This is a genomic window from Duganella sp. GW821-FHT01E12 (genome assembly GCF_059422325.1).
Window position 1 is genome coordinate 505,216 of sequence record NZ_JBWKWR010000003.1, and the last position, 23,250, is coordinate 528,465.

The 23,250-nt window shown below is 64.2% G+C and carries 8 protein-coding genes; 4 read left to right on the forward strand and 4 right to left on the reverse strand.

Annotation, left to right across the window (positions count from 1 at the left end):
* Positions 1-11,679 carry a hypothetical protein gene (locus AC07WS_RS12130; RefSeq protein WP_494729312.1) on the reverse strand — a complete coding sequence of 3,893 codons (11,679 nt, stop codon included), beginning with the start codon at positions 11,677-11,679 and terminating at the stop codon, positions 1-3.
* A gap of 42 nt (positions 11,680-11,721) precedes the next feature.
* Entirely contained in the window at positions 11,722-12,309 is a 588-nt protein-coding gene (locus AC07WS_RS12135) for a L,D-transpeptidase (RefSeq protein ID WP_494729313.1), read from the reverse strand.
* On the opposite strand from AC07WS_RS12135, the gene AC07WS_RS12140 reads away from it, so the two are divergent.
* From AC07WS_RS12140 to AC07WS_RS12150, 3 genes are all read left to right on the forward strand, one after another.
* The gene (locus AC07WS_RS12140; protein WP_494729314.1) at positions 12,308-12,616 is read left to right on the forward strand and encodes a hypothetical protein; all 309 of its coding nucleotides are present in this window, start codon (positions 12,308-12,310) and stop codon (positions 12,614-12,616) included. The two genes, AC07WS_RS12135 and AC07WS_RS12140, sit on opposite strands and share 2 nt — an antisense overlap.
* Positions 12,617-12,792: 176 nt before the next feature.
* The gene (locus AC07WS_RS12145; protein WP_494729315.1) at positions 12,793-15,357 is read left to right on the forward strand and encodes a glycoside hydrolase family 3 C-terminal domain-containing protein; all 2,565 of its coding nucleotides are present in this window, start codon (positions 12,793-12,795) and stop codon (positions 15,355-15,357) included.
* A gap of 102 nt (positions 15,358-15,459) precedes the next feature.
* Positions 15,460-18,420: a TonB-dependent receptor gene (locus AC07WS_RS12150; RefSeq protein WP_494729316.1), complete on the forward strand. Its 2,961-nt coding sequence runs from the start codon at positions 15,460-15,462 to the stop codon at positions 18,418-18,420.
* Positions 18,421-18,490: 70 nt separating this feature from the next.
* Here the strand turns inward: AC07WS_RS12150 and AC07WS_RS12155 are convergent, their stop codons facing one another.
* Complete coding sequence (locus AC07WS_RS12155; protein WP_494729317.1) at positions 18,491-20,878, reverse strand: glycoside hydrolase family 3 N-terminal domain-containing protein; 2,388 nt, start codon at positions 20,876-20,878, stop codon at positions 18,491-18,493.
* A 266-nt stretch (positions 20,879-21,144) separates the two neighbouring features.
* Here AC07WS_RS12155 and AC07WS_RS12160 point away from each other — a divergent pair, with 266 nt between their 5' ends.
* Positions 21,145-22,188 carry a LacI family DNA-binding transcriptional regulator gene (locus tag AC07WS_RS12160; protein WP_494729318.1) on the forward strand — a complete coding sequence of 348 codons (1,044 nt, stop codon included), beginning with the start codon at positions 21,145-21,147 and terminating at the stop codon, positions 22,186-22,188.
* On the opposite strand, the gene AC07WS_RS12165 is transcribed toward AC07WS_RS12160, so the two are convergent.
* Positions 22,185-23,198 carry a cupin-like domain-containing protein gene (locus AC07WS_RS12165; RefSeq protein ID WP_494729319.1) on the reverse strand — a complete coding sequence of 338 codons (1,014 nt, stop codon included), beginning with the start codon at positions 23,196-23,198 and terminating at the stop codon, positions 22,185-22,187. The genes AC07WS_RS12160 and AC07WS_RS12165 overlap by 4 nt on opposite strands.
* Between the last annotated feature and the right edge of the window lie 52 nt (positions 23,199-23,250).

Sequence of the window (23,250 nt, forward strand, 5' to 3'; positions counted from 1 at the left end):
TTATCCTTCCAGACGCGAAATCAGGCCGTGTTCCGGTGGCACACGTCCATGGAGGCAGGTGATGCGCATACGCCGTCCGGAGCCGAACAGTTGTTCCTCCGACAGCTGGCGTACCAGAGCCGCCAGGCTGCCGCCTGCAGCCGCGCCCAATGTAGTCGTTGCCGCTTGCTCAAACAATTCCAGCTCGGTTTCTGACGGCGGCTTGTGCAGCACCAGCGCATGCGGCCGCACGGTGCCAAGGCCGGCGCCAGAACCCGCCGGCCAGACCGCGCTTAGCATGGTTCGCAGCTGAGCTTCCTGATGCAGCGGCAGCACGACAACGGTGTCGATTTTCTGGGCCAGCGGGTTGCCGTTGCTCTCGATAGCCAGTAGCGACTGCAATAGCGAGCCGCAAGCTGTGGCCCCTTCCAGGCCGGCCAGCAGCGCGTCATAATCTGCGCGCCGCAGACCACCGGGGGCGTCCAGCGCCTGGCCGGTCAACGGCGCTTGCACCAGGATCTGCAAGATGGATGCCGCCGGCAGGGCCGCGAGCTTGGACAGCTGCGGCGCCAGCGCCCACGGCTCGGTGCCGCTGAGCGGAAATGCCAGACGGGGAATGCCACCGTAGCCGCGTTCCTTTTGGTAGCGCCAGTCGGCCAGTGCCGTCTGCGCCATCGCGCCGACCGTGGGGGGCACCAGCACTTGCCACAAGTCCGGATGCGACGCCTGCAACTGCCAGCAGGTGCGCTCGAATATGCTCCGGCTGGCGCGGACGCAATCGGCCGGCTGCAGCGGATTCCAGCGCACGGTAGCGATGTCGACGACGGCGCTAATGGGCGCGCCGGGCGCCATGGGCAACCCGGCGATCCAGCCTGGCACCTGCAACTGGCCGCTTTGCTGGTTTGGCGCGATGTCGGGCAAGGCGATCAGGCTGTCCAGCGTCGCGATCAGTGGAGCCGGGAGATAGTCCAGATACGGCAGCAATTGCCCATGCCAGGCCGAGGCTGCCGCCTTCAGCGCCTGGCAATTGTGGATGGCGCCAAGCGGCGGTCTCGGAATGGCTTGGCTGGACCAGGCCACAGTCAAGGTAGCCGTGGGTGCGAATCGGGACCATGCCGTCACCTCCGGGGCAGTCACTTGCAAGGTGCTGAACAGCGGATCCATGCTGGCCAGCGCCGCAGCGGTGAACAGCGTCTGCCGCTCGAGACTGGCCGCCGGCGTCGGACGTTCGCGGGCCGCCAGCCGCAGCGGCAGCTTCAATGCAAAGCAGCCTTCATTGCCTGCACCGGCCGGCAGGAACACCACCCGCGGCACGCCGGGGGCAGCGGTATTGCCGGCGTCGTCATGGTCCGAGTGCACCGCCAGATTGTCCGTGAAGGCGAAGTGCGAGGCGATCGGCGTAATCGAATACAGCGGGTCGTCAAGGTCCAGCTGCACCGGCGCCGGCACCAGTTCCAGTTGATACTCCAGCACTTGCCCGCCGCCGGCCTCAAACCCCAGACGATAGGAGACGGCGGGATCGACGGCCCGATACAGTGCCGGCGCGAGCTCACCGCCGAACCACTGCTGCCGGTTCCATTCCGGCATGCTGTCGATGAACCGCACCAGCGGCAGTTCGACATGCATCTCGACCGGGTCATCGAGGCCGGCGCAGCTTGCGGTCCAGTGCGGCTTGGCGCTGGCGCGGCGGCCCAGGAAGATGCCGCCCGGCTGCGGAACACCGGCCTCTTCCGTCCAGGGCAGCATCAGCGCATAGTCGGAGAAATCGAAACTGGCGCCGGCCTGCTCCGACACAACCACGCCGGCGCTGGCATAGGCCAGGACATGGGTACGGAAGCCGTAGGGCAGCCCACCGACGTAGAGCGCACGCGCGCCAGGCCACAAGTCCGGCTGCGCGGTATCCAGCTCGAGCAGCACGTCGTCAAGCGTGGCGTTCTTCGTGCATAGCATGTCGGCCAGCGAGCGTTGCGGCCTGAGCATCGGCACCAGTGCGCCCGCGTCGGACGGCGGGCCGAATTCGGCGCCGACATCGGTGGGCGCGCCCAGTGCGCCGCGCTCCAGGTTCAGGAGCCAGGAACTTCCCATGAACTCGCGCCAGAAACCTACGCCGATTTCTCGGAAGGCCAGTTGCGCCGCTATCCGGATGTTGGCGTCGGCCAGCACTTGCTCGGGATGGCGTCCAATCAGCACCTCCACCGTCGAACGCTGCCACTGCTGGGCCGGCGCGATGCGCCGGGTTGACAGGATGATGGGCGCGGCCAGCGGTTCGCTGCGTTGAAGTATCGCAGGGGCGAAGACATCAAATGGGTCGGCCTGGTCGCTGCGCGGGAGGAAGGCGCGGTGCAATCCGGGCAGCTCGTGGCGCTCCGGCATGACCGTTTCCGCGAAGTTGTCGTAGCGTCCAAACGGACGCACCAGGTACCACAGCATCTTGCCGAAGCGGTCCTTCTGGGGCAGCAATAGCTCGATGCTGCCGTCCGGCGCGGGCGCGATGCGCCACGGATCCGGCCGGGCAATGGTGGCCAGCGCAAAGCCGATCCGCATGCCCTGAGGGCTGGACGGAACAATGTGCTCACGCACCGGCCCATGCTCGATGAAGCGCTGGGTCCACACCTGTATGCGTTGCAGGAAGCTCTGCTGGTTGGCGGGCAAATTGAGCTTGTCGGGCGGTGCGAACGCACGCCCCCAGTCCGCAATGCCGGTGAAGATGGGGCCGCAGGTCGGGGATGCATCGAGCATAGGCGCCACCCCGCTGCCGTAGGCGAGTAAAGCCAGACGCGGCGCGTTCATCGGCGGGAAGCGCTCGAATGCCTCTGCCTGCTGCCCGGATTGCTGCAGAACCTGCGGGGCCAGATACGGCTCAAGCCTGGCCACATTGACGGAGCCGGTGTTCAGTTGGATGTTGAGCTCGAACATCGACAGCAATTGCCCGGCGGAGGGGAATACCGGCCCTGCCCCGCTGCCGGCGGCGCCATAGGCCACTATCCGCACCAGCGCAAGCCTGGCCTGATCCTTCGGCGCCGCAATCGGCAGCGACAGCTTCGATACGGCTGCCTCCCCAAGCAAGGTGGCGAGGAGCGGCGGTAACACGGTGGCAGTCTGGTGGGTGCCGTCGGCGGCATCGAGTTGTATCACATCGATCGAGAACAACTGGCCGCTGATGCCGGCGTTGTCCGCGCTGATCACCAGTTGCGTCGGCGCCGGCGTGTCCGCGCCCGCCGGACGGTTGTACACCACGGTGAAATAGCGAACCGGCACCGGATTCCTGTCGAACAGCAGGCCGCTTGCAAGCGGACGCAGCGATACCTGTATCAGCCCTTTGGCGCGATCCAGCACGTATTGCGAACTGGCGCTGGCAGCCAGTCCGGCGTCGAAGCCCACCGTGTCCATGATGGCTTCCGGCGCCGTGATCAAATCGACAAACGGCGCGCCAAACACGGCATCGCCACGCTCGTCGTTCAGATCATCCGCGTAGGCGGCCAGCGTGGCTTCGAATGCCGCGTTGACCAACTCCGCCAGTTCGCTGCCAACGAGGTAGCGTTGCGATTGGGTATCGTACAGCCGGAAGGCTGTCGCGAGGCCGAACGCGCGCAGCGCGGCCCAGCCATATGGATCGCGCTCTGGTGGCTGCTCGTCGAAATAGCCCAGCAGCGACTGTTGTTTGCTCGGCGCGGGCATATCGATCACCGGTTCGTATCGCCGCACCAGCGGGCTGCCCTGGCCGACATTCCTGTCGTAACGAAGCGCGTCCATCAGGTCGGCCAGCACCGCGTGCTGCTGACCGACCAAGTCCAGGACCACACTCACTTCCGGCAAGCCCTGATCTTCGGCTTGGGCCCCGGCGGGCACTGCTAGCAGACGCAGCGTCAAGCCGGCCAGATCGTCCAAACGTTCAAGTTCCGGATTGCCGGTCCACACCAGGTCCGCCAGCAGGCGGCGGACCTGGTCCGGCTGGAACGCAGGCTGCGGACAGTCTATCCAGAAGTACCGCCTGCCATCCTTGACATCCATCTGCACATCGTAAGCGCTGCCGCAACTTAGCTTGATCGATGAGAGCCAGGTGCCCAACCCCTGCTCTGCGGGCTGCCGCGCGGGGGAGAAGAAAAACATCAGTTTCGTCGGCAAGCCCTTGGCAAACAACGCATCCACCGTATCGTGGCCCGGGTCAGCCATCAAATGGCGGCGCAGCAGACGCTTCGGCCAAAGTACCACGCTCTCGGCCGATGACAGATAGCTGTGGTGGCCCGCCCTTTCCGGCGGCACGGATTTGCCGTCGAGGCCACGCTGGCGCACGGTGGCGCTGGGGTACATTGCTTCGACCTTGGCCATGTCACCCGTCTCACCCGGTTCCATCCCGGCCAGCCGGCGCGGCAGCAGCTGCACCCGTCCCACATGGCGCGCATGCTCGGCATACATGGCTTGTTGCTGCTCGGGTGCGGGCGTGGCGCTTCCGCTTCCCGGCGCCGTGGTGAGCGTGGTCAGGTCGATGGAGAAGATGTCGTAGCCACCGATCAGTGCCTCGAAGCCGCTGCTGTCGCGCTTGTCCCCGACCAGGGCCAGGCTGGTTGGCCGAGCGTTCCATTTCAGCTTGACGCCAACGCGCCGCCGCGGATCCGCGCCGGGCCGCAATACGTCCGGCCCGTTTTCAAGCAATTCCTTTAGAGAGGCCGTGGGCTGTGGCTGGATCAGCGTCAAGCGCCCAGTCCTGGCGCTGATGTCGGCCGCGCCCAGCGGCGCGAACTGGATGTCGGTCGGATGTTCGAACGCCTCCACCGCGCACGAAATAAGCGGCAGCGGCGCCGGCGGTGTATCCGCCTTGACGGGGTGGTCTACCTCCAGCACCAGGTCGCAGCCTGTCCACTCGGCTGGTTCTGCCGGATCGGCCGGCGCCGACTGCATGGTGCTGGTGGATAGCGTCCGCGCATAGACGCGCATGGCGTTGACGTTCGGACGGTCGTCGAAGCCAAACGCCGCTTTGGCACCCGCCAGCGCGGCTTCGCCGGTCGCGACGGAGCCGTCGGGCAGCGTCAGTTTCGATATGCGATAAGGGATGGCTGGGGCATCGGCATAGCCTTCGCGCGCGGTCGGGTCGGCGACGCGCCAGATCACCGCGCATGGCATGCTGGCGTTGCCCTGCCCTGCCGCCAACGTCACCAGGACTTCGCCTGGCCGTAGCTGGGCCTTGTTGGATGGCGCCAACGGACGCTGTAGCGCGTCGGTCAAGGCGTCTATGCCGAACAGGCCGGCTGATACGATGCGCTCCGGAGTCAGCCGCAATTCGATCTGGTCGCGCCGCCCGGACGGAAGCTTGGCATCCCCCGACTGGTCGCGCACCGGGTCTTCCATGACCAGGACCAGTTGAGGGGCGGTGCCGGCGGGGATCAGATTTTCCCCCGCTGCAAACGAAGGCAGTCCCAGGTAGGCAAACTTCAGCGATGCGCGCCGCAGCGCCGCCTCTTGGAGCCGTGGCCGGTCAAACGGCAGTTCGATGATCATCGCGTCCGACTCGGTGCCCGCGCTGTCCACCGCAATGATGGTGTAGACGAGCTGTACCGCTTTGTCAAAGTTGCGATCCCAGTCCGCCAGCTTTTTCTCCCAGTCGCCGGCGTTGGCGGCTTTTCCAACCAGCGCGTTGCGCATCGCCGGGCTCAGGCTGCCCAGGTCGTCGATGAACTGATATGGCGGACGCTGGAATTTCCACACCCACTCCCCATTGTCATCCCGGACCCTTGCCAGCGGCATCGAGGCCTTGCAGGTGGTGCGCCATACGGCTGTCTCCGCCAGGGCGCCGGTGATGGTGCGGCAGATGCGATAGTGCTTCAGATGGTATTCGGGATCGTTGTAGACCGAATCCGAATCGCCCCAGGTTGGCTCCAGGTCCCAGTCCAGCGTGATTTTTCCCGCACAGTTGCAACTGGCCTGTTTCAGCCGTGGCGGACGGCGGTTGAACATGTTCTCGGGTGGGTTGAACAGATGCACATTGGGGACGATCCAATCGGCGGCCGCATCCCAGGCGTTGATGGTGATGGCGAGGCGATCCGGGGCGCCGGGCTCCTCGGCTTGCCGCAATGCCGTCAGCGCTGCCTCTTCGATCAGGAAGGTCAAGCCAAAATCGCGTGCGTCGATGCCGTCGCGGCCACGCCAGCTCCCGCCGGATTCTCCCTGTGCCGCCAGGCGTGCCGCGCTTTCGCCGATGGCACCGATGAAGCCGGAGCGGACCTCTTCCACCGCCGCCGCCGCCGCGCGCTCGGGACTCATGGTCATCCGGTCGCGATTTGCGTGCGCCAGAGCTTCATCCAGATCGCCTTCCAGCTGGCTGCTGCCATCCAGGCGCTTTACCAGCATCAGCTTGCCGTCCGGCTGGGTGAGCAGGTGACTATTGTTCGCTTGATCGGCCGGGAGGAAGGCGCCGGAAATCACATCGGCCAGCGTTACGTCCTGTCCCGACTTGGTCTTGATCGGTTTCTCCCAATACGGCTCTATGTTGCCGCCTACCGGGGACAGCGACGTGTTCCGGCTGTCGAATTGCAGCAAGTCCAATCCAGCGCCGCCGACGACGGCCTTGTAGATGCAGGGAATCCCGTCGGCTGGAACGGCTGGCGAGGCATAGAAGGTGGATACCGTGAGATCGTCGCTGTCGGTCAGGTCCCGCGGCACCAGCTGCATGACGTACCACTGTCCACCTGTGTTATCGCGCCGGGTTGGGAACAAAATGGCCCAGAAGCGAGTCAGGCCAATCGGCTGGCCCGGGGCCGGCACCGCCGGCAGCGGTCCGGGTGGGCGCCGCTCAAAATCGGACTTGGCTTCCGCTTCGGACTGGATGGCCTGGTCGCCCTTTTTCACCTGTTCGATGCGCGATGGCTGGACCGGCACCGCGGCGGGCGGTACACCCGCGGCCGGGTCGGGGTAGCGTGCAGCCAGGCCCAGGGTGAGGAAGCGCTGCACCCTGGCTCGCGCATCGTCGAGCAAGTTGACGTTGAGGGACAGACCGACCCCCACCCGCAGCGAGCGCCCGAACGCGCTGACCCCGATCGTCACCATCAGGCGCGCGCCCAGCACCGGCGCGTGCGCAGCGAGCACAACCTCGGCGGCCACCGCGACCGTAAGCTGTACCGCGAATGCGGCCTCAAGCCGTATCTCGCGGCGGAATACTTTGAACGAAACCCATAAGTGGACGTCGAAGTCGACCGTGACGTCGATCCGCAGCGAGCCATACAACATGCTGTCGCCGGCAAGCCGGGTGGACAGGTAGGTAATGAGCTTGCCATCGAGCGCGAAATTTGCCACCGCCGTCACGGCCGCGCCTAGCGAGTCGTCGCCCACCCTGCCTTGGAACCTGGCCAGGCCGGTGGCGCGGAATGCCAGACCCTGCAGATAGGCGCCGTCCTCAAAGCGCATAACCAGGCCACCTTCGCAGTTGAGGTAGAAGTCCTCTTCGCTGCTGCCCAGCGAATAGCCCAGTTCGTACGGCCAGCCCAGTTCGAAATGGAACACCGACTCGTCGATATAGAGCGTGGACGACCAGCGGACAGCGGAAAAGGCCTTCTTGATCGGCTCGGGCAGTGCCGGATGGTCACCGATATAACCGGTCGGATCGCCCACGAAACGGGCCAGGAATTGCTTGCGCGGCACCGACAGGTACAAATAGCCGCGCATGACAGGCCGCTTGCGCCAGTTCTTGCTGCTGTCATCAAGCCAGTCGGCGTAGTTGACCGACAGCCAGGCCCGCACCGTCATCAGGAAGGTGCCGTCCGAGCGCAACGCCGCCACGGCGTCGAACATGACCGGGTTGGACGGCTGAGGCTTGTCACCCGGCGGTTTTTCCCGCGCGGCATCGTAGGTGCCGGGCGCGGACGCGGTGGTCATGGTAAATAACAGACGCAGTGCCAGCGTCAGGCGGTCGCCGGACGCTTCCGGCCACCACACGGCCGGGTCGGCCAGATCGTTGGCATGCTTGGAGACTTCGTCCAGCACCTGGATCAGCTGCTGCGGCGTGGTGACCCGGTCGGCGCGCGCGATGCCCTCCAGCGTGAAGCGGAAGCCGAATCCGAACCCCGCTTCCCGCAGGATGATTTCACCAAACGGCGTGGGAACCGGCTGCGCCAGCCTGTTCAGCTGGGCATACATGAAGAAGGCATGGCGCGGCGCTGACAGATTGCCATCCGCACCCTTCTCCCGCAGTTCCAGGAAGCCCATGGCGGCCGACAGGTCGGGCAAGCCGGAAATGGACATGGAGCCGCTGGCCAGGAACCCTCTCGGCGTCACGCTCGACGGCAGCGTGTCCGGTACGTATAGCGTCGGCAACTGGTCGTCGACGGCGACGGCGGTGGCCTTGATCCGGCCCATGCCGAGGTTGAGGCCGACCGACAGATTGTCCATGCGCACCTGGGGCAGCGACTGGCCGGGTTTTGGCGTACTCAGCAGCAGCTTGTCGATGTCGATCTCCACCGTGGGAATATCGCCAAAGGCCATGAAGGCCACCTTGCCGGAGAGCGCCAGGGCCGGGTTGCCGTCGAAGGCCGGCGACGATGGCAGGAAGCCGACGCCGCGCAATTCGAACGCAAACAGGTTGAACAACGTGCAGCTGACCGGGGGCTCGATCGGCACCAGGAATTCGATATGCCGCATCAGGACGCGCGGATCGGAGGTCAGCGGAACGCGGTCCAGCTTGATCCGCGTTTTGGACAGGTTTTTCAGCAAGCCATTCTGGAATTCGCCCTCGCCCGGCACAAAATCGGCCGAGCCGGTCAACAGGAAGTAGAAGTGCGGATTGTCTTCCCCTTTGAAGGAAAAGCCGATCTGCGACAGGGTGAAGCGAAAGCGCAGCGCATATGCCTCGATCGGATCGGCGCGGCGGTCGATGTCGCCATCGGCAGCGAGCACGGTCAGCCGTCCATCCTTGCCGGCGCCAAACGACAGGCTGACCTTGGCCGTGGCGTCGCCGATCAGCGCCGGCGGCAGCTGGCCTTTGCCGAGCAGGGTGAAATTCTGCACGGTACTGCCCTTGATCTCCAGGCTGCCGCTGTGAAAGCTGAAGGGCGTGTCCACGCCGGCCAATATCACCGGCTCGGACTGGCTGATGGCGGCCGTCAGGTCGAGGCCATTCCTTGAGATATCGAAGGTATCAGCACGAAATACGATGCCGTGCCCGCGCGAACTCACTTTCTTGTAGCTCAGTATGGCGACCACGTCGCTGTGCAGGCTGAGCAGCATGTCGCCGGAGCTGAAATCGAGCACCAGCTGATCGAATTCCGCGGGCGTTGTGCCGTCTCGTTTTTCGAACCGCAGCTTCATGCCGAGGAAGTCGTGTTCCTGGCCGTCGCCCCTGATGACAGTGTTAGCGTCGGTCAGCCGGATCTGCAAGGTATTCAAGTCCAGCGAAACGTTGACCTTGACCACCTTGTCCAAACCGGCGATGCGCAGCCTCAGCGTGAGTCCGAGATTCAGTTGGCCGTTTACGACACCGTTTGAATCGATGTTCGTCACCTCGATGTACTGTGCCAGGCCCGACTGCGCATCTCCGCTTCTCCTGAGGAAGGGCAATAGCTTTTCCACCTTGTCGTGGTTGATGGATGGAGTGATGGAAAAGTCGCCGGCGCTCAAACTGCCGGCACTTTTGAAACCGCCCAGCCCAAGGCGGATGCCCGGCGGCATCGTCCCATTGGCGAAATCGACCACCTTGGCCAAATCTGGCAACGCCCCCTCTTCGGATTCAAGTTTGCTAAAGAAGAACGGCCTGCCGTCGCGGATGCCGGCTAGCACCAGCGCCGGACTGGCGGCGCCGGCGGCAGGGGCCGCGATACTCGCCTCCAGCTTGATCAGTGGCTGATCGTCATTGCCGGGGCCGTTCGACACGCTGCCCTGCTCAACAGTTCCCTCATCGCGCGCCAGCCACAGATCGGTGCTCACGGTCGCGTTGCCGGCGTTCGCGGTCGGGTTGCCGGCAACGCCGTACGGTATCAACGCAAATGCGCCCCATCCCTGTTGAAAGTCGTAGATCAGGGCTGGCATGAAATTACCCTGGAGCTCAAAACACAAGCCTGCGGTGCGGAAGCTCTGGTTCAGCGCGCCAGCACCAGCCTGGTAAATCGGCGAGACGATCAGCTGGCGCAGGGCAAAGCTGGTGCGGTCCAAGCGGATCTCGATCGACAGTCCTGTCATGTTGACGTTGTCGCTGTGCAGACCGGACAACAATTTGGCGATCAGGTCGGCGATGCTGCGCGCGAGCCCGGCGATAGCTTTGCCAAGCTCGCCTGCCTGGCGGCCGATCCACTGCATGATGGCGGCAATAAAACGCTGCAGTCGATCAAGCAAGGCCGCGATGCCGGTGGTCGGCATCGCCGGCAAGCCTGGTGGCGAGAAATGGATCTCCTGCACGAAGCTGAGTAGTTCGGCTGCGGCTTGACCCAACAGCTGGGCAGCAGCCACCAACAGCTTGATTGGATAAGGGTCTATCAGTTCGAGTTCGGTCAACTCATAATGAGGCGGCTGTCCGCCGGGCGCAAGAGTAGTGACCAGGGTCGCTTTGAATGCCAGCACCAGGTCGGGGTCTTCCTTGGCACGTATTTCGATGCGGCCGATGTTTTGAACCAGCTTGATATTCGGATCGGCGTAGCTCACCCTTAGATGCATTTCCGCCAGGCGTATCGTTACCGGGCCGGTCAGCGCGGGATCGAGAGTATGGCCCAGTAAGTCTTCATTAAAAGAGGCGGACAGGGTGCCTGCAATCGTGAATCCACTGTTGCTATCAAATTGGATCTGGCAATCGGTCACAGAAAACAGAGCGCAGCCATTGACCCGAACAATGGCATCAGCCGCTGATGTGCCGATCGTTAGCGTGCCGTTCGCGGCAAGTTCGGCAACAAGTCCTTGCGAGGACGACCATTCCACCTCCAGTCCCTCCAGGTCCGGCAGCGGCAAGGCCAACGGGCGGCATTTGTTGAGCAGGTTCTGTCCGAATTGGAGTGCCGATGCCTGCAGCCCGGTCAAGCTCAAGTCCGGCAATGGTATCGGCGGAAAATCGAAGACCGGATCCAAACCGGCTGCGCGCTGGATGCCGGCGATGAAATTGCATGCCAGCTTCTGTTCCCGGTCCAATCCCACTTCGAGCTTGAGGACGGTCTGCGCTGCCAGAGTCTGGCCGAGGATGGTCCCGTTGAACTTTCCCTGCACCGACAGGCGCAGCAAGTGACGTTCGCTATGCCGGGCCGTCTCTGGCAGCAAGCCTGGCAGTTCGATCTCCGCTGTAAATTGCGTCAGCGCTTGGGCGCCGATCGCAGTCAGACCGAGGAAACTGGTGTTGACAGCACCAGCCTGATTCGTGGCGACGGTAAAGGAGGCGAAGCTGCGCCGGAACAATTCGATTTCGGTCAGCAGTTTCAAGCGCTCGGCCGCGGCGCGTTGCCCGACCTCGGCCTGAATGCTGGCCCAGGATTTGAGGCGGCGTTCACCACCGGCATTGGCTGGGTCAAAGAGGAAATCGTGCAGGGCTCCAGTGGTCCCCGGCATCTGAAGCTGAATGTCCTTGGGGGGAACTGGGATCTGCCCCCCGTCAGCAAGGTAACTGCCCTCGACATGCAGCACCAGTGCCAAGGGAGCGAGCAAGCCGTCAGCGGCAACGCCTGCGTCGAGAATAAGCATCACCTGATAGCCGCCCGGCGCACCCGCGCGGTTGGCTTCCCACAAGACAAAACGGGGCATATGCCCTCCGGAGAAAGCGCTTGTTGTATCGAGAAACGGTAGTTAAGGCAGGATGACAGGGCCCAGCATCGGCGGCGGATCGCCGTCGTCCACTGACTCGTCGATATCGCCCTGCGGCCCCGGGGGGCCGGAAACCTCAACTGTCACGGTACCGGGAAACACCAAGGTATTGGCACGGATGGCGTCGATCAACGACTTCATGTCCCAGTCCAGCATGCGCAGACAGCCGTTGGTGGGCTTGAGCGCGCTGGGCAAGATCATGGGCGCGTTCGCATGCCGGCCTGCATGGATCAGAAGACCGGTGCGGCCATTTTGTTTGGCGGCGAGAGCGTCGCCGCCGGTAGGATCGAGGACGATAGAGCCGTTTTCCCCGTACTGGTTAGCTGGCCTGCTGGTACCGGCGCCGTTACGTACGATATTCAGCACGTTGTAGCTCCCCTCGGGCGTGTCGCCATTTATTTTCAACGGGTTTGCGTCGGGGTTGCCTGCGGCGGCCGCTGCGTTGCGCGCGGCACGACCGAGAACGGACACAGGACCAAACACGGTCAATCCGGTATTGCTATCGACGACACTCAAACTACCGGTTTTGGTGCGATCCGCAGATAGTACGACTTTCATTACGAGGGACATGCGCTCCTCCATCAGACGTGCACGTAAATGCGGCATCAACATACCTGGCGCAGCGCTGGCGGAAGCGCCGCGCAAGTACGAAAGTGGAATTGCAGAAATTGACATTGAGTTGTCAATTAAACATGCCAATCCTACGCTAAACGCTGAAGGGAAATCTCTCCAATTATCTCATCGTGAAGAAAAGAGCAAAAAACTACAGCCTACCGAGCAAGCCTGCTTCATCGTCATCAGCCATCCTGAATCGCCCCCGGACTTTCTGTGCGATATCATTTTCGATATCAATCGCAAAAAAAAAGTGATTGGTTAATTGATAATGCAAGGATTACATTCGCTGTGTTAGAAAATGTTATCGCAAACATTTTTAGCTTCACTAACATGGAGACTAACATGCGAGATAAAAAGGCCCGCCAACAGGGCCTGGCAGGAGACACGTGTCGCGGGTGGAAGTGCCTGGCCGTAAAGGCCTTCGCGCTGGCTGCTGCCATGCCCCTCCCCGTCCACGGCGCAGACGTGCGCGCCGATGCGCTGGCATACGCCCACAGCCTGGTGGCGCGACTGACGCTGGACGAGAAAATCGATCAGTTGCTGAACGTGGCGCCAGCCGTGCCCCGCCTGGGCATCCCGGCCTACAACTGGTGGACCGAGTCGCTGCACGGCGCACTGGGGCCGCTGCCCACCACCAACTTCCCCGAACCGATAGGCCTGGCCGCCAGCTTCGACGCGCCGCTGCTGCAACAGGTGGCCGCAGCCATCAGCACCGAAGTGCGGGCCCTGCACACGCTGGGGCGTGAGACCGGGCACCTGGGACGCATCGGCACCGGCCTGGATACCTGGTCGCCCAACATCAACATCTTCCGCGACCCGCGCTGGGGGCGCGGCCAGGAAACCTACGGCGAGGACCCCTACCTTACCGCGTCGCTGGGCGTCGCTTTCATCCGCGGCATCCAGGGCAGCAACCCGGATTTGCCGGACGTGGTCTCGACGCCCAAGCACTTCGCCGTGCACAGCGGGCCGGAATCGACCCGCCATGCAGCGAACGTGTTCGTTTCCGCGCACGATCTGGAGGACACGTATCTGCCGGCCTTCCGCGCCGCCATTGTCGATGCCCGGGCCGGCTCCATCATGTGCGCCTACAACCGCATCAACGGTCAGCCGGCCTGCGGCAGCGAGCTGCTGATGAAGCAGCATTTGCGCGGCGCCTGGGGCTTCCAGGGCTATGTGGTCTCCGATTGCGATGCGGTGACTGACATTTCGGAACAGCACAAATACGCCAGCGACCCGGCCGCCGCCGTGGCGGTGGCGCTGAAGGCCGGCACCGACAACGAGTGCAATACCAAGACCCTGGGCGAAACGCCCGGACTGGCGGAGCGCTATCGCGAAGCCTGGCAGCGCGGCCTGATCGGCACGGCCGATATCGACCAGGCTTTGGTGCGCCTGTTCTCGGCGCGCTACCGCAACGGCGACCTGGCGGGCCTGCCGCAGCGCCAGGTCCATGCGGTGCCGGTCAGCGCCATCAACACGCCCGCGCACCAGACACTGGCGCTGCAAGCGGCCACCCGCAGCCTGGTGCTGCTGAAGAACGATGGCGTGCTGCCGCTCAAACCGGGACTGAAACTGGCGATGATCGGCCCGCTTGCCGACGCCACGCGCGTCCTGCGCGGCAACTACTCGTCGACCCAGTCGGCGCCGCCGGTATCGGTGCTGGAAGGCTTGCGCCGCGTGCTGCCGCATGCGCAGATCACGCTGGCGCCCGCCGGCGCCTCGATCACCGACGGCGATCCGGTGCCGGCGTCCGCCTTGCGCGCGCCGGATGGCCGGCCGGGCTTGCGCGTTGAGTACTACAACCGCAACGGTCAGCAGTACGACAACCTGCCGGTGCTGAGCCTCAACGAACCGGGGCTCGAGGCGCATGGCCTGCAATCGAAGGTGGTCGCCGATCATCACAAGGTCGTATGGGATGGCGAACTGAGCGTGCCGGAAAGCGGCTTGTACCGGATCGGCGTCAGCGGCGTCAAAGGCGCGCTGAAGGCAGGCGGCAAGGCGGTGGTCCAGGCCAGCGAGTATTCAAAATGGGGCGAGCCGCTGCAATTGAACACGGTACGGCTGGAGCAAGGCCAGCGCTATCCGCTGCACTTCGAGGCGGAGTCCGGCGGCAGCGGCGTACCTGGCCTGTTCTGGAAGCGCATTTCCAGCGACGCCGAAGCCGATCTGCGCCGCGCCACCGCGGACGCCGACGTGATCGTTGCCGTGGTCGGCCTGACGTCGGATCTGGAAGGCGAGGAAATGGCGATCAAGGTGGACGGCTTTGAGGGCGGCGATAAGACCTCGCTGGACCTGCCGGCCGAGCAGCGGCAACTGCTGCAACGCGCCAAGGCGCTGGGCAAGCCGCTGGTGGTCGTGCTGATGAATGGCAGCGCGCTCGACCTGTCGTGGGCCAAGGAGAACGCCGCCGCCATCCTGGAAGCCTGGTATCCCGGCCAGTCGGGCGGCCTGGCGATTGCCGATGTGCTGACCGGCCGCGCCGATCCGGGCGGCCGCCTGCCGCTGACCTTCTACCGCAGCGTGGCCGATCTGCCGCCGTTCGACGACTACAGCATGCGCGGCCGCACCTACCGCTATTACACCGGGACGCCGGTCTATGCCTTCGGCGCCGGCCTCAGTTATACAAGCTTCGCTTACGCGCCGCTGCAAGTGGCGCCGGTGGATGGGGCGCCGGAAAACGGCGTGATGATTACCACCCAAGTCACCAACACTGGCAGCCGCGACGGCGACGAGGTGGCGCAGCTGTACCTGACGCCGCCAGCCTTCGAGGGCGCGCCGCGGCTGGCGTTGCGCGGCTTCCAGCGCGTCACGTTGAAAGCGGGCGAGAGCCGCCGGATCAGTTTCCGCCTGGCGCCACGCGACCTGAGCTTTGTTACCCGCGACGGCGAACGCCGGCTGACACCAGGGCAGTACCAGCTGAGCGTGGGCTCAGGACAACCCGGCACGGGCGTGCCGGGACAGCAGGCGCCCTTGCTCTTGAAGCGCACCGTGTCATTGGAACGTTGACAAGGAAGCGGCTAAACATCAACCGTCACAAGGAGGCAAGCGACCGGACATCAAACCGTTAGACCACGTACAAGAAACTCAATATAAAAAAACGGAGACTTTATGCAGAAACCTTTTCAACGTCGTTTGATGTACCTGGCGGTTGCCAGTGCGTGCAGCGCGCTGGCCATGCCCGGCCACGCCCAGCAGGCGCCAGTCCCCGGCACCGAGGGCCCGCAAGTAATCGTGACGGGTATCCGTGCCAGTATGCAGTCGACCCTGAACCTGAAGCGCAACTCGGACGGCATTGTCGACGGCATCGTTGCCGAAGACATGGGCAAGTTCCCCGATACCAACCTGGCCGAATCGCTGCAGCGGATTTCCGGCGTCTCGATCGACCGCAGCAACGGCGAAGGGCAGAAAGTCACCGTGCGCGGCCTGGGGCCGGACTTCAACCTGGTGTTGCTCAATGGCCGCCAGATGCCCACCACCGACCTGAGTGATCTGTCCGGCCGTTCGTTCGACTTTTCGAACCTGGCGTCGGAATCGATTTCGCAACTGCAGGTGTACAAAACCGGCCGCGCCGACAGCCCCACCGGCGGCATCGGCGCCACCATCAACGTGGTCACCGGGCGTCCGTTCGACAATCCCGGCATGCATTCCAGTATCGGCGTCAAGGCGGTCAAGGACACCTCCAACGACCACTTGCCCGATAGCATGAAGGGCAATAGCGTGACGCCGGAGGTGTCCGGAATTTACTCGAATACCAGCGCCGATGGCCGCTTTGGCGTGTCGCTGAGCGCCAGCTTCCAGTCGCGCGATTCCGGCTTCAACCGCGCCGGCCTGTTCAACGGCTACCAGGGCCCCTATCTGGGATCGGCGGTCATCGACGGACAGACCCTGCCGCAACCCGGCCAGCCCGGTTCGCAGAACATCACCAACCGTCCGGCGCAGGACGCGCTGTATTCGATTCCGCAGAATATGAACTACAACGTTGCCGCGGTTCAGCGGCAGCGCACCAACGGCCAGTTGACTTTCCAGTTCCGCCCGGTCAAGGACCTGACCACCACGGTCGACTACACCTATTCGGAAAACAAGATACAGACCAAGCGTAGCGAACTCAGCGTATGGTTCGCGCAGACGCCGACCTCGACCAGCAGCTGGCCGAGCGGTCACGTGGTCAGCCCGCTGACCTATTCCGAGGTCTACCCGACACCGCAGGATATCTCGGTGGTGGGCAGCGATTACGCCACCAAGACCAAGAACCAGTCGATCGGCTTCAACGCCGCCTGGAAAGTCAGGCCAGGCCTGAAGCTGGAGTTCGACGCCCACCACTCCACCGCCGAGTCGGGCGCGGACAGCCCGTTCGGCAGCGAGAACGTGCTGTCCAACGCCAGCTTCAGCCGTGGCACGACCAAGGTCGACTTCACCCACGAGCTGCCGATCCTGAGCATGCCGGCCGCCAACCTGGCCGCCGCGCCGATCCAGGCTGCCGGTTCGTGGTTCCACAACGGCTACGAAAAATCGGTCATCAAGCAGGCGCAGGCAAAAGGCAGCCTGCAGTTGCTGGAGGCATCCGAGCTCAACTTCGGCGTCGGCTATACCGACACCACCAACCGCTCGACCTTCTCCAATGTGCAGAACAACACCTGGGGCGGCGCGACCAAGGCGTCGGACTATCCGGCCAGCCTGTACCAGGCCAATTCCCTGCCCTCCTTCTTCAACAAGCTGGGCGGCGCCAACTCGCCCGACCTGTTCGCCACGCTGTACACCTTCGACTTCGCCAAGGTGCGCCAGGTGACCGCGAACGCGGTGGGCAACCAGGCCGCCTACCTGCCCAACTTCGGCGTTCCCGACACCGATCGCATGCTGCAGGAAAAAACCACATCGGCCTATCTGTCCCTCAGCAGCGACTGGGATCTCAGGATTCCGGTCCACTCATCGGTCGGGGTGCGGGTGGAGCGCACCCAGGTCAGCTCGGTGGCCCAGGTGCTGCCAGCCTCTGCGGTGGTGTGGGTGGCGCAGAACGAGTTGCCGCTGACCTTCGGTGGCCAGGCATTCAGCAGCACCGATGCGTCCTACACCAACGTCCTGCCGGCCATCAATCTGGATGCCGATCTGCGCAGCGACATGAAGCTGCGGGCCAGCCTCGGCGCCACCATCGGCCGCGCACGCTACGATCAATTGCAAGGCGGTCTGACGCTGGGCACCATCGCCAACGTCTTCACCGGCGGCAGCGCCTCGGTCGGCAACCCGGCGCTGAAGCCGGTCAAGTCCAAGAACCTGGATCTCTCGTGGGAATGGTACTACGACAAACAGAGCCTGGTGTCGCTGGCCTTTTTCCGCAAACAATTGGATAACTACGCCGGACAGACCCTGGTTTCGCAGACGCTGTACGACCTGCACACGCCGGTCGGCGGCGCCTATTACAAGGCGGCCTTGTCCAATGGCTGTGGCGCCGCCGATACCAACTGCATCCGCAACTACATCCTGGGCCATTTCGACGGCCAGCCGGGCGTGAAGAAGACCGGGGTCAAAGGCGACGGCATGCTGGACGGTACCATCACCGGCCTGTCGAGCGACCCGCTGCTCGTCTTCCAGACCACCACCTACGCCAACCAGAAATCGGCCAACGTCAGCGGCGCCGAGGTCAATGTGCAGCACATGTTCGGCCAGAGCGGTTTCGGTGTGCAGGCGAACTACACCTACGTGCACTCGCCGCTGAAGTACAACAACGCCGATGTCAACGACCAGTTCGCCATTCTCGGCCTGAGCAATTCGGCCAACGTGGTGGGCATCTTCGAGAACAAGGAATGGTCTGTGCGGCTGGCGTACAACTGGCGCGACGAGTTCCTGGCCGCGACGGTCGACGGCAGCAACCGGGCGGCGCCGGTGTACACCGACGCCTATGGTCAGCTCGACGTCAGCGTGGGCTACAACTTCAACAAGAACCTGAGCTTCCAGCTTGAGGCGATCAACCTGAACGATGCCACTCAGCGTCAGCATGGACGCACGAGCGCATCGACCTTGAATGTGACGCAAGCCGGACCGCGTTACATGATCGGCGCGCGCTACAAGTTCTAAACGCAGATTGCCGTCTCGCGGCCACGCTCGTGGTCTTAGCCGCTCGCCATCAAGGGAGCGGCTTTTTTGCTTACGACACCATCAATTTGACGGACTTCAGCCGGACGCTGTCCGGGCCGGCGTGGATGGTGAAACTGCCCGGCTCGACGACCCGCTTCATGTCCATGTTATAGAACCACAGATCCGCCGGCTTGATGTCGAAGGACAGCGTGCGCTGTTCACCCGCTTGCAGCGTGACGCGCTGGAAGGCCTTCAGTTCCAGCACCGGACGGGTGACCGAGCTGATGTCGTCGCGGATATAGATCTGCACCACCTCGTCGCCGGCCAGCTTGCCGGTGTTGCGCACGTCCACCTCGACCCTGGTCGATTCGCCGGCGCGGATGCTCGCCTTGGCCAGGCGCGGCGCCGAGATGTCGAAGCTGGTGTAGCTCAGGCCGAAGCCGAAGGGATACAACGGCGCGGTCGAGCCGTCGATGTAGCCGCGGCGCGCTGACGGCTTGTGGTTGTAGAAGACCGGCAGCTGGCCGACGCTGCGCGCGATCGACACCGGCAGCTTGCCACCGGGGTTGGCGCGGCCGAACAGCAGGTCGGCGGCGGCATGGCCGGTTTCCTGGCCCATGTACCAGCCTTCGATCAGCGCGTCGGCCTTTTCCGCGAGCAGGTTGACCGACAATGGGCGTCCGTTCAGCAGGAACACCACGGTCGGCTTGCCCAGCGCGAAAATGGCGCGCGCCAGGTCGTTCTGCTGGCCCATCAGATCCAGGCTGTCGCGATCGCCCAGGTGATTGTCGGCCCAGGCCTCGCGGCTGGTCTGCTCGTTGTCGCCGAGGACCATGATGATGGTGTCGGCCGACCTGGCCGCCTCCACCGCCTCGGCGATCAGCCTGGCGTTGACTTCCGGCACCGTGAACTTGATCTCGTCCGCGCCCCAGACGTGGCCTTCGGTGATGCGCACGCCTTCCGCGTAGCGCAGTTCGAAACCCTGCGCCCGGCTCTCGGCCAGCAGGCCGTCGTGGATCGACACCACCTGGCGCGGCACGTCAGAATAGCCGCCGATCGGGCAGTCCTTGGCGTGGGTGCCGAGCAGCAGCACCTTGCCGACCTTTTTCGCGTCCAGCGGCAGCAAGCCCTTGTCGTTCTTCAGCAGCACCGGCGTGCGGGTCGCGGCGCGGCGCGCCAGCGCGACCGCCTCCGGCGTCGCGGTCAGGCTGTCGGCGGCCCTGGCGTCCACGTAGGGCTGCTCGAACAGGCCGGCCAGGAATTTCAGTTCAAGGATGCGGCGCACGACGGCGTCGATGTCTTTTTCGGCGATCTTCTTTTCGCGTACCAGTTCGCCCAGCGTCTTGTAGGCCTGGCCGTCCGGCGTCTCGATATCCACGCCGGCCTTGAAGGCGGCCAGCGCGGCCTCCTTCGGGGTGGCGGCCAGCTTGTGGCGGCTGATCAATTCACTGATGCCGAAATAGTCCGACACCGTCACGCCCTTGAAGCCCCACTCCTCGCGCAGCACCTTGGTCAGCAGCCAGCGGTTGGCGTGCGAGGGGACGCCGCCGATCTCGTTATACGACGGCATGACGGCGCTGATATGGGTTTCCCTGACCAGCTTCTCGAACGGCGGAAAGAACTCCTCGCGCAGCGTGCGCTCGCTGACCTCGGCCGGGCCGATATTGGTGCCGCTCTCCGGCTGGCCGTGGCCCGTCATATGCTTTAGCGTGGCGTGGACCTTGTCCTTGCCCAGCTGTCTCGATTCGCCCATGAAGCCCAGCACGGCCGCCTTGCCCATCTCGCCGCACAGGTGCGGGTCTTCGCCGTAGGTTTCCTCGATGCGTCCCCAGCGCGGCTCGCGCGCCACGTCCACCACCGGCGCCAGCGCCAGGTTGGCGCCGCGCGCGCGCATCTCGCGGGCGGCGACGCTGAAGACGTCGCGCACCATGCCGGGATCGAACGACGATGCCAGTCCGATCGCCTGCGGGAAGCTGGTCGCGTCGCGGGCCACGTAGCCGTGCAGCGACTCCTCGTGCATCAGCAACGGTATGCCGAGGCGGGTTTGTTCGAGCGCCCATTTCTGCATGGCGTTCACATAGGTCGCGGTTTCAAACGCATTGCGGTTGGCCACCACGCCGGTGTCGCCGGCGCCGGCCGCCTGGCCCAGTTGGCGGTCGGACGGACGAGCCACCATGCCCAGGCCATGCGGGTACATCCGCGTCGCCTTCTCGGCGGAGAATTCGTTCTGTGCGTCCTGAATCAGCTTCTTGTCCTGCCAGATGCATTGCATCTGCGCGATCTTCTCGTCCAACGTCATGCGGCCCAGCAGATCGTCGACGCGCGCGGCGAGCGGCAGCGACGCATCCTTGTAAGGCAGGCGCGCGGCGGCGCCCAGCGCCATCGCGGGCGCCAGCGACGCCGCGCCGGCCAGGCCGGTCATCGATTTAAGGAACTGCCTGCGCTTGTCGTTACTCATCTTGTCTCCTGGTTTTTTGTTAGATGATATGGCGCCATTAACTCACTATGAATAGCGCTACCATTTCCCAGTGTGATGGATTGGGATTGCCAAGTCAACATGTCTGGATTGCTGCTCTTTAAGGGCAAGGCCTGTGGCCTGTGATCCACTTGTGGTAAAGTCCGCAGAGCATGACAACCATACAACACGAGGTTAGCAAGAGGCCGATGACAAGCATCAAGGTGAAATCAAAGTCCGCAGCGGGTACACGGTCGGGGGCGCCGACGATGATCGACGTCGCCAAGCTGGCCGGCGTTTCGCCGATGACCGTATCGCGTGTGATGAACGGCGACACCCGTGTCCGCGAAGTCACCCGCAACCGCGTCGGCAAGGCAGTGGCGGCGCTGAACTACGTGCCCAACCAGGCGGCGCGCCGCCTGGCAGGAGCGCCGCCCATCCGAGTCGGCTTCTTGTACAGCAACCCAAGCGCCGGCTACCTGAGCGAATTGCTGGTCGGCCTGTTGAACCAGGCCAGTCCGAACAATGTACAACTGCTGGTGGAAAAGTGCGAGGCCGACGAGCAAGGCGCCGAACAGGCGCGCCGCATGATCGCCAACGGCATCGACGGCATCATCCTGCCGCCGCCGCTGTGCGACACGCCGAACCTGATCGATGTCATTGCCGCCTCCGGCACGCCGGCCGTCACGGTGGCCTGCGGCAGCCCGGATGACCGCCTCTGCGCCGTCAGCATCGACGACTTCCACGCGGCGCATGCAATGACCAGCCATTTGATCTCGCTGGGCCACCAGCGCATCGGCTTCATCATCGGCCATCCCAACCAGACCGCCAGCGCGCGCCGGCTGGCCGGCTTCCAGGCCGCCATCGCCGAACAACGCGCGCAAGGCGCGGCGGAGCTGATCGTGCAAGGGCTGTTCACCTACCGCTCGGGACTGGACGCCGCCGAAACCTTATTGGGACTGGAACAGCGCCCCACCGCCATCTTCGCCAGCAACGACGACATGGCGGCGGCGACGGTGGCCATCGCCCATCGCCTGGGGCTGGATGTGCCGGGCGACCTGACGGTGGCCGGCTTCGACGATACCGCGCTGGCGACCACCATCTGGCCGGAACTGACCACCGTGCGCCAGCCCATCACCGACATGGCGGCGGCGGCGGTGCAGTTTCTGGTCAGGCAGATCAACGCCCAGCGCGATGGCGAGGACGAAGCGCCGGAGCATGTGGTGATGGACTATCAGCTGATACGGCGCCAATCCGACGCCGCCCCGCGTACTCGCCCGTCGACCAAGATCGCGGGCAAGCTCAAGGTTTAACGCCTCATCATATTCAACAACTGCGCGCGCAGCCTGCGGGCCGCGTCGTCATCGAACGGCGCCAGCACCCCGCGCGCATGCGGCGGAATATGGCCGGCTTCGCCGCCATCGCTGTCGAAGACGTAATGGCGGAAGATTTCCTGCCACGCCTGTCGCTGCGCCGGCGGCAGCCCGCGCAGCGTCATCAAGGCCAGCAGCAGCGTGTTGACCGGCGTGTCCATATAGTCGGGCGTTTGCCGCCACCAGTAGTTGACCAGCACATTGAAGCTGTCCAGCGCCTCGATGTGGTGCCACCACATGCTGGGAATGAACAGCGCGTCGCCCGCCTTCAGCTCGGCCACCTGCGCGTGCTCGAGCGCGGTGGCGAATTTGGGGAAGGCGGCGAAATCGGGCGCGGCGAAGTCGACCAGGCTGATCGCCTGGCCGGCCGGCGTCAGGTCCAGCGGGCCGACATACAGATTGCTCAGCTGGTCCGGCGGGAACAATGTGAAGCGGCGCCGTCCGGCAGCCACGCAGGCCAGGTTGTCCGGCAGGTCGTAGTGCGCCGGGATGCGCGTGCGGTTGCCCACCCAGATGCTGGCCAGCGGGGCGCGCGTGCCGAGGTCGATATCGTTTTCCGCGCGAAAACCCGGCAAGCAGGCGTCGATCGTGGTCGAGCCGACATAGAAGGCTGGTGGCTGGTCGTCATCCAGGTGCTCGCGCAGCGCATCGAGCACGGCGTCGAAGCGGACGCGCACTGCGGTGAAATTGAAGCCGCTCATATCGGCGTTGTAAAAGAAGCGCCCGCCTATCCCGGGCGCGCCGTGCATCGCGTTGACGCTGGCGTCGCGGTAAAAGCGCCGCAGATAGGCGTCGGCTGCCTGCGCCGAGGTTTGCGCGGCGCGCACCATCGGCCACGCCGCCGCCAAGCCGCGCAGCACGAGCGGCTCGGTCGCCGTCAGGATGGCGTCCGTCAAGCCGTCCGGAGCGACGCCGCGGAGTTCGCGTATCGGCCTAGCGGCGGGCGGCATGTACGCGGTTCTTTCTATCGATCAAAGATTGGCCGTAATTTATTGTTCACGA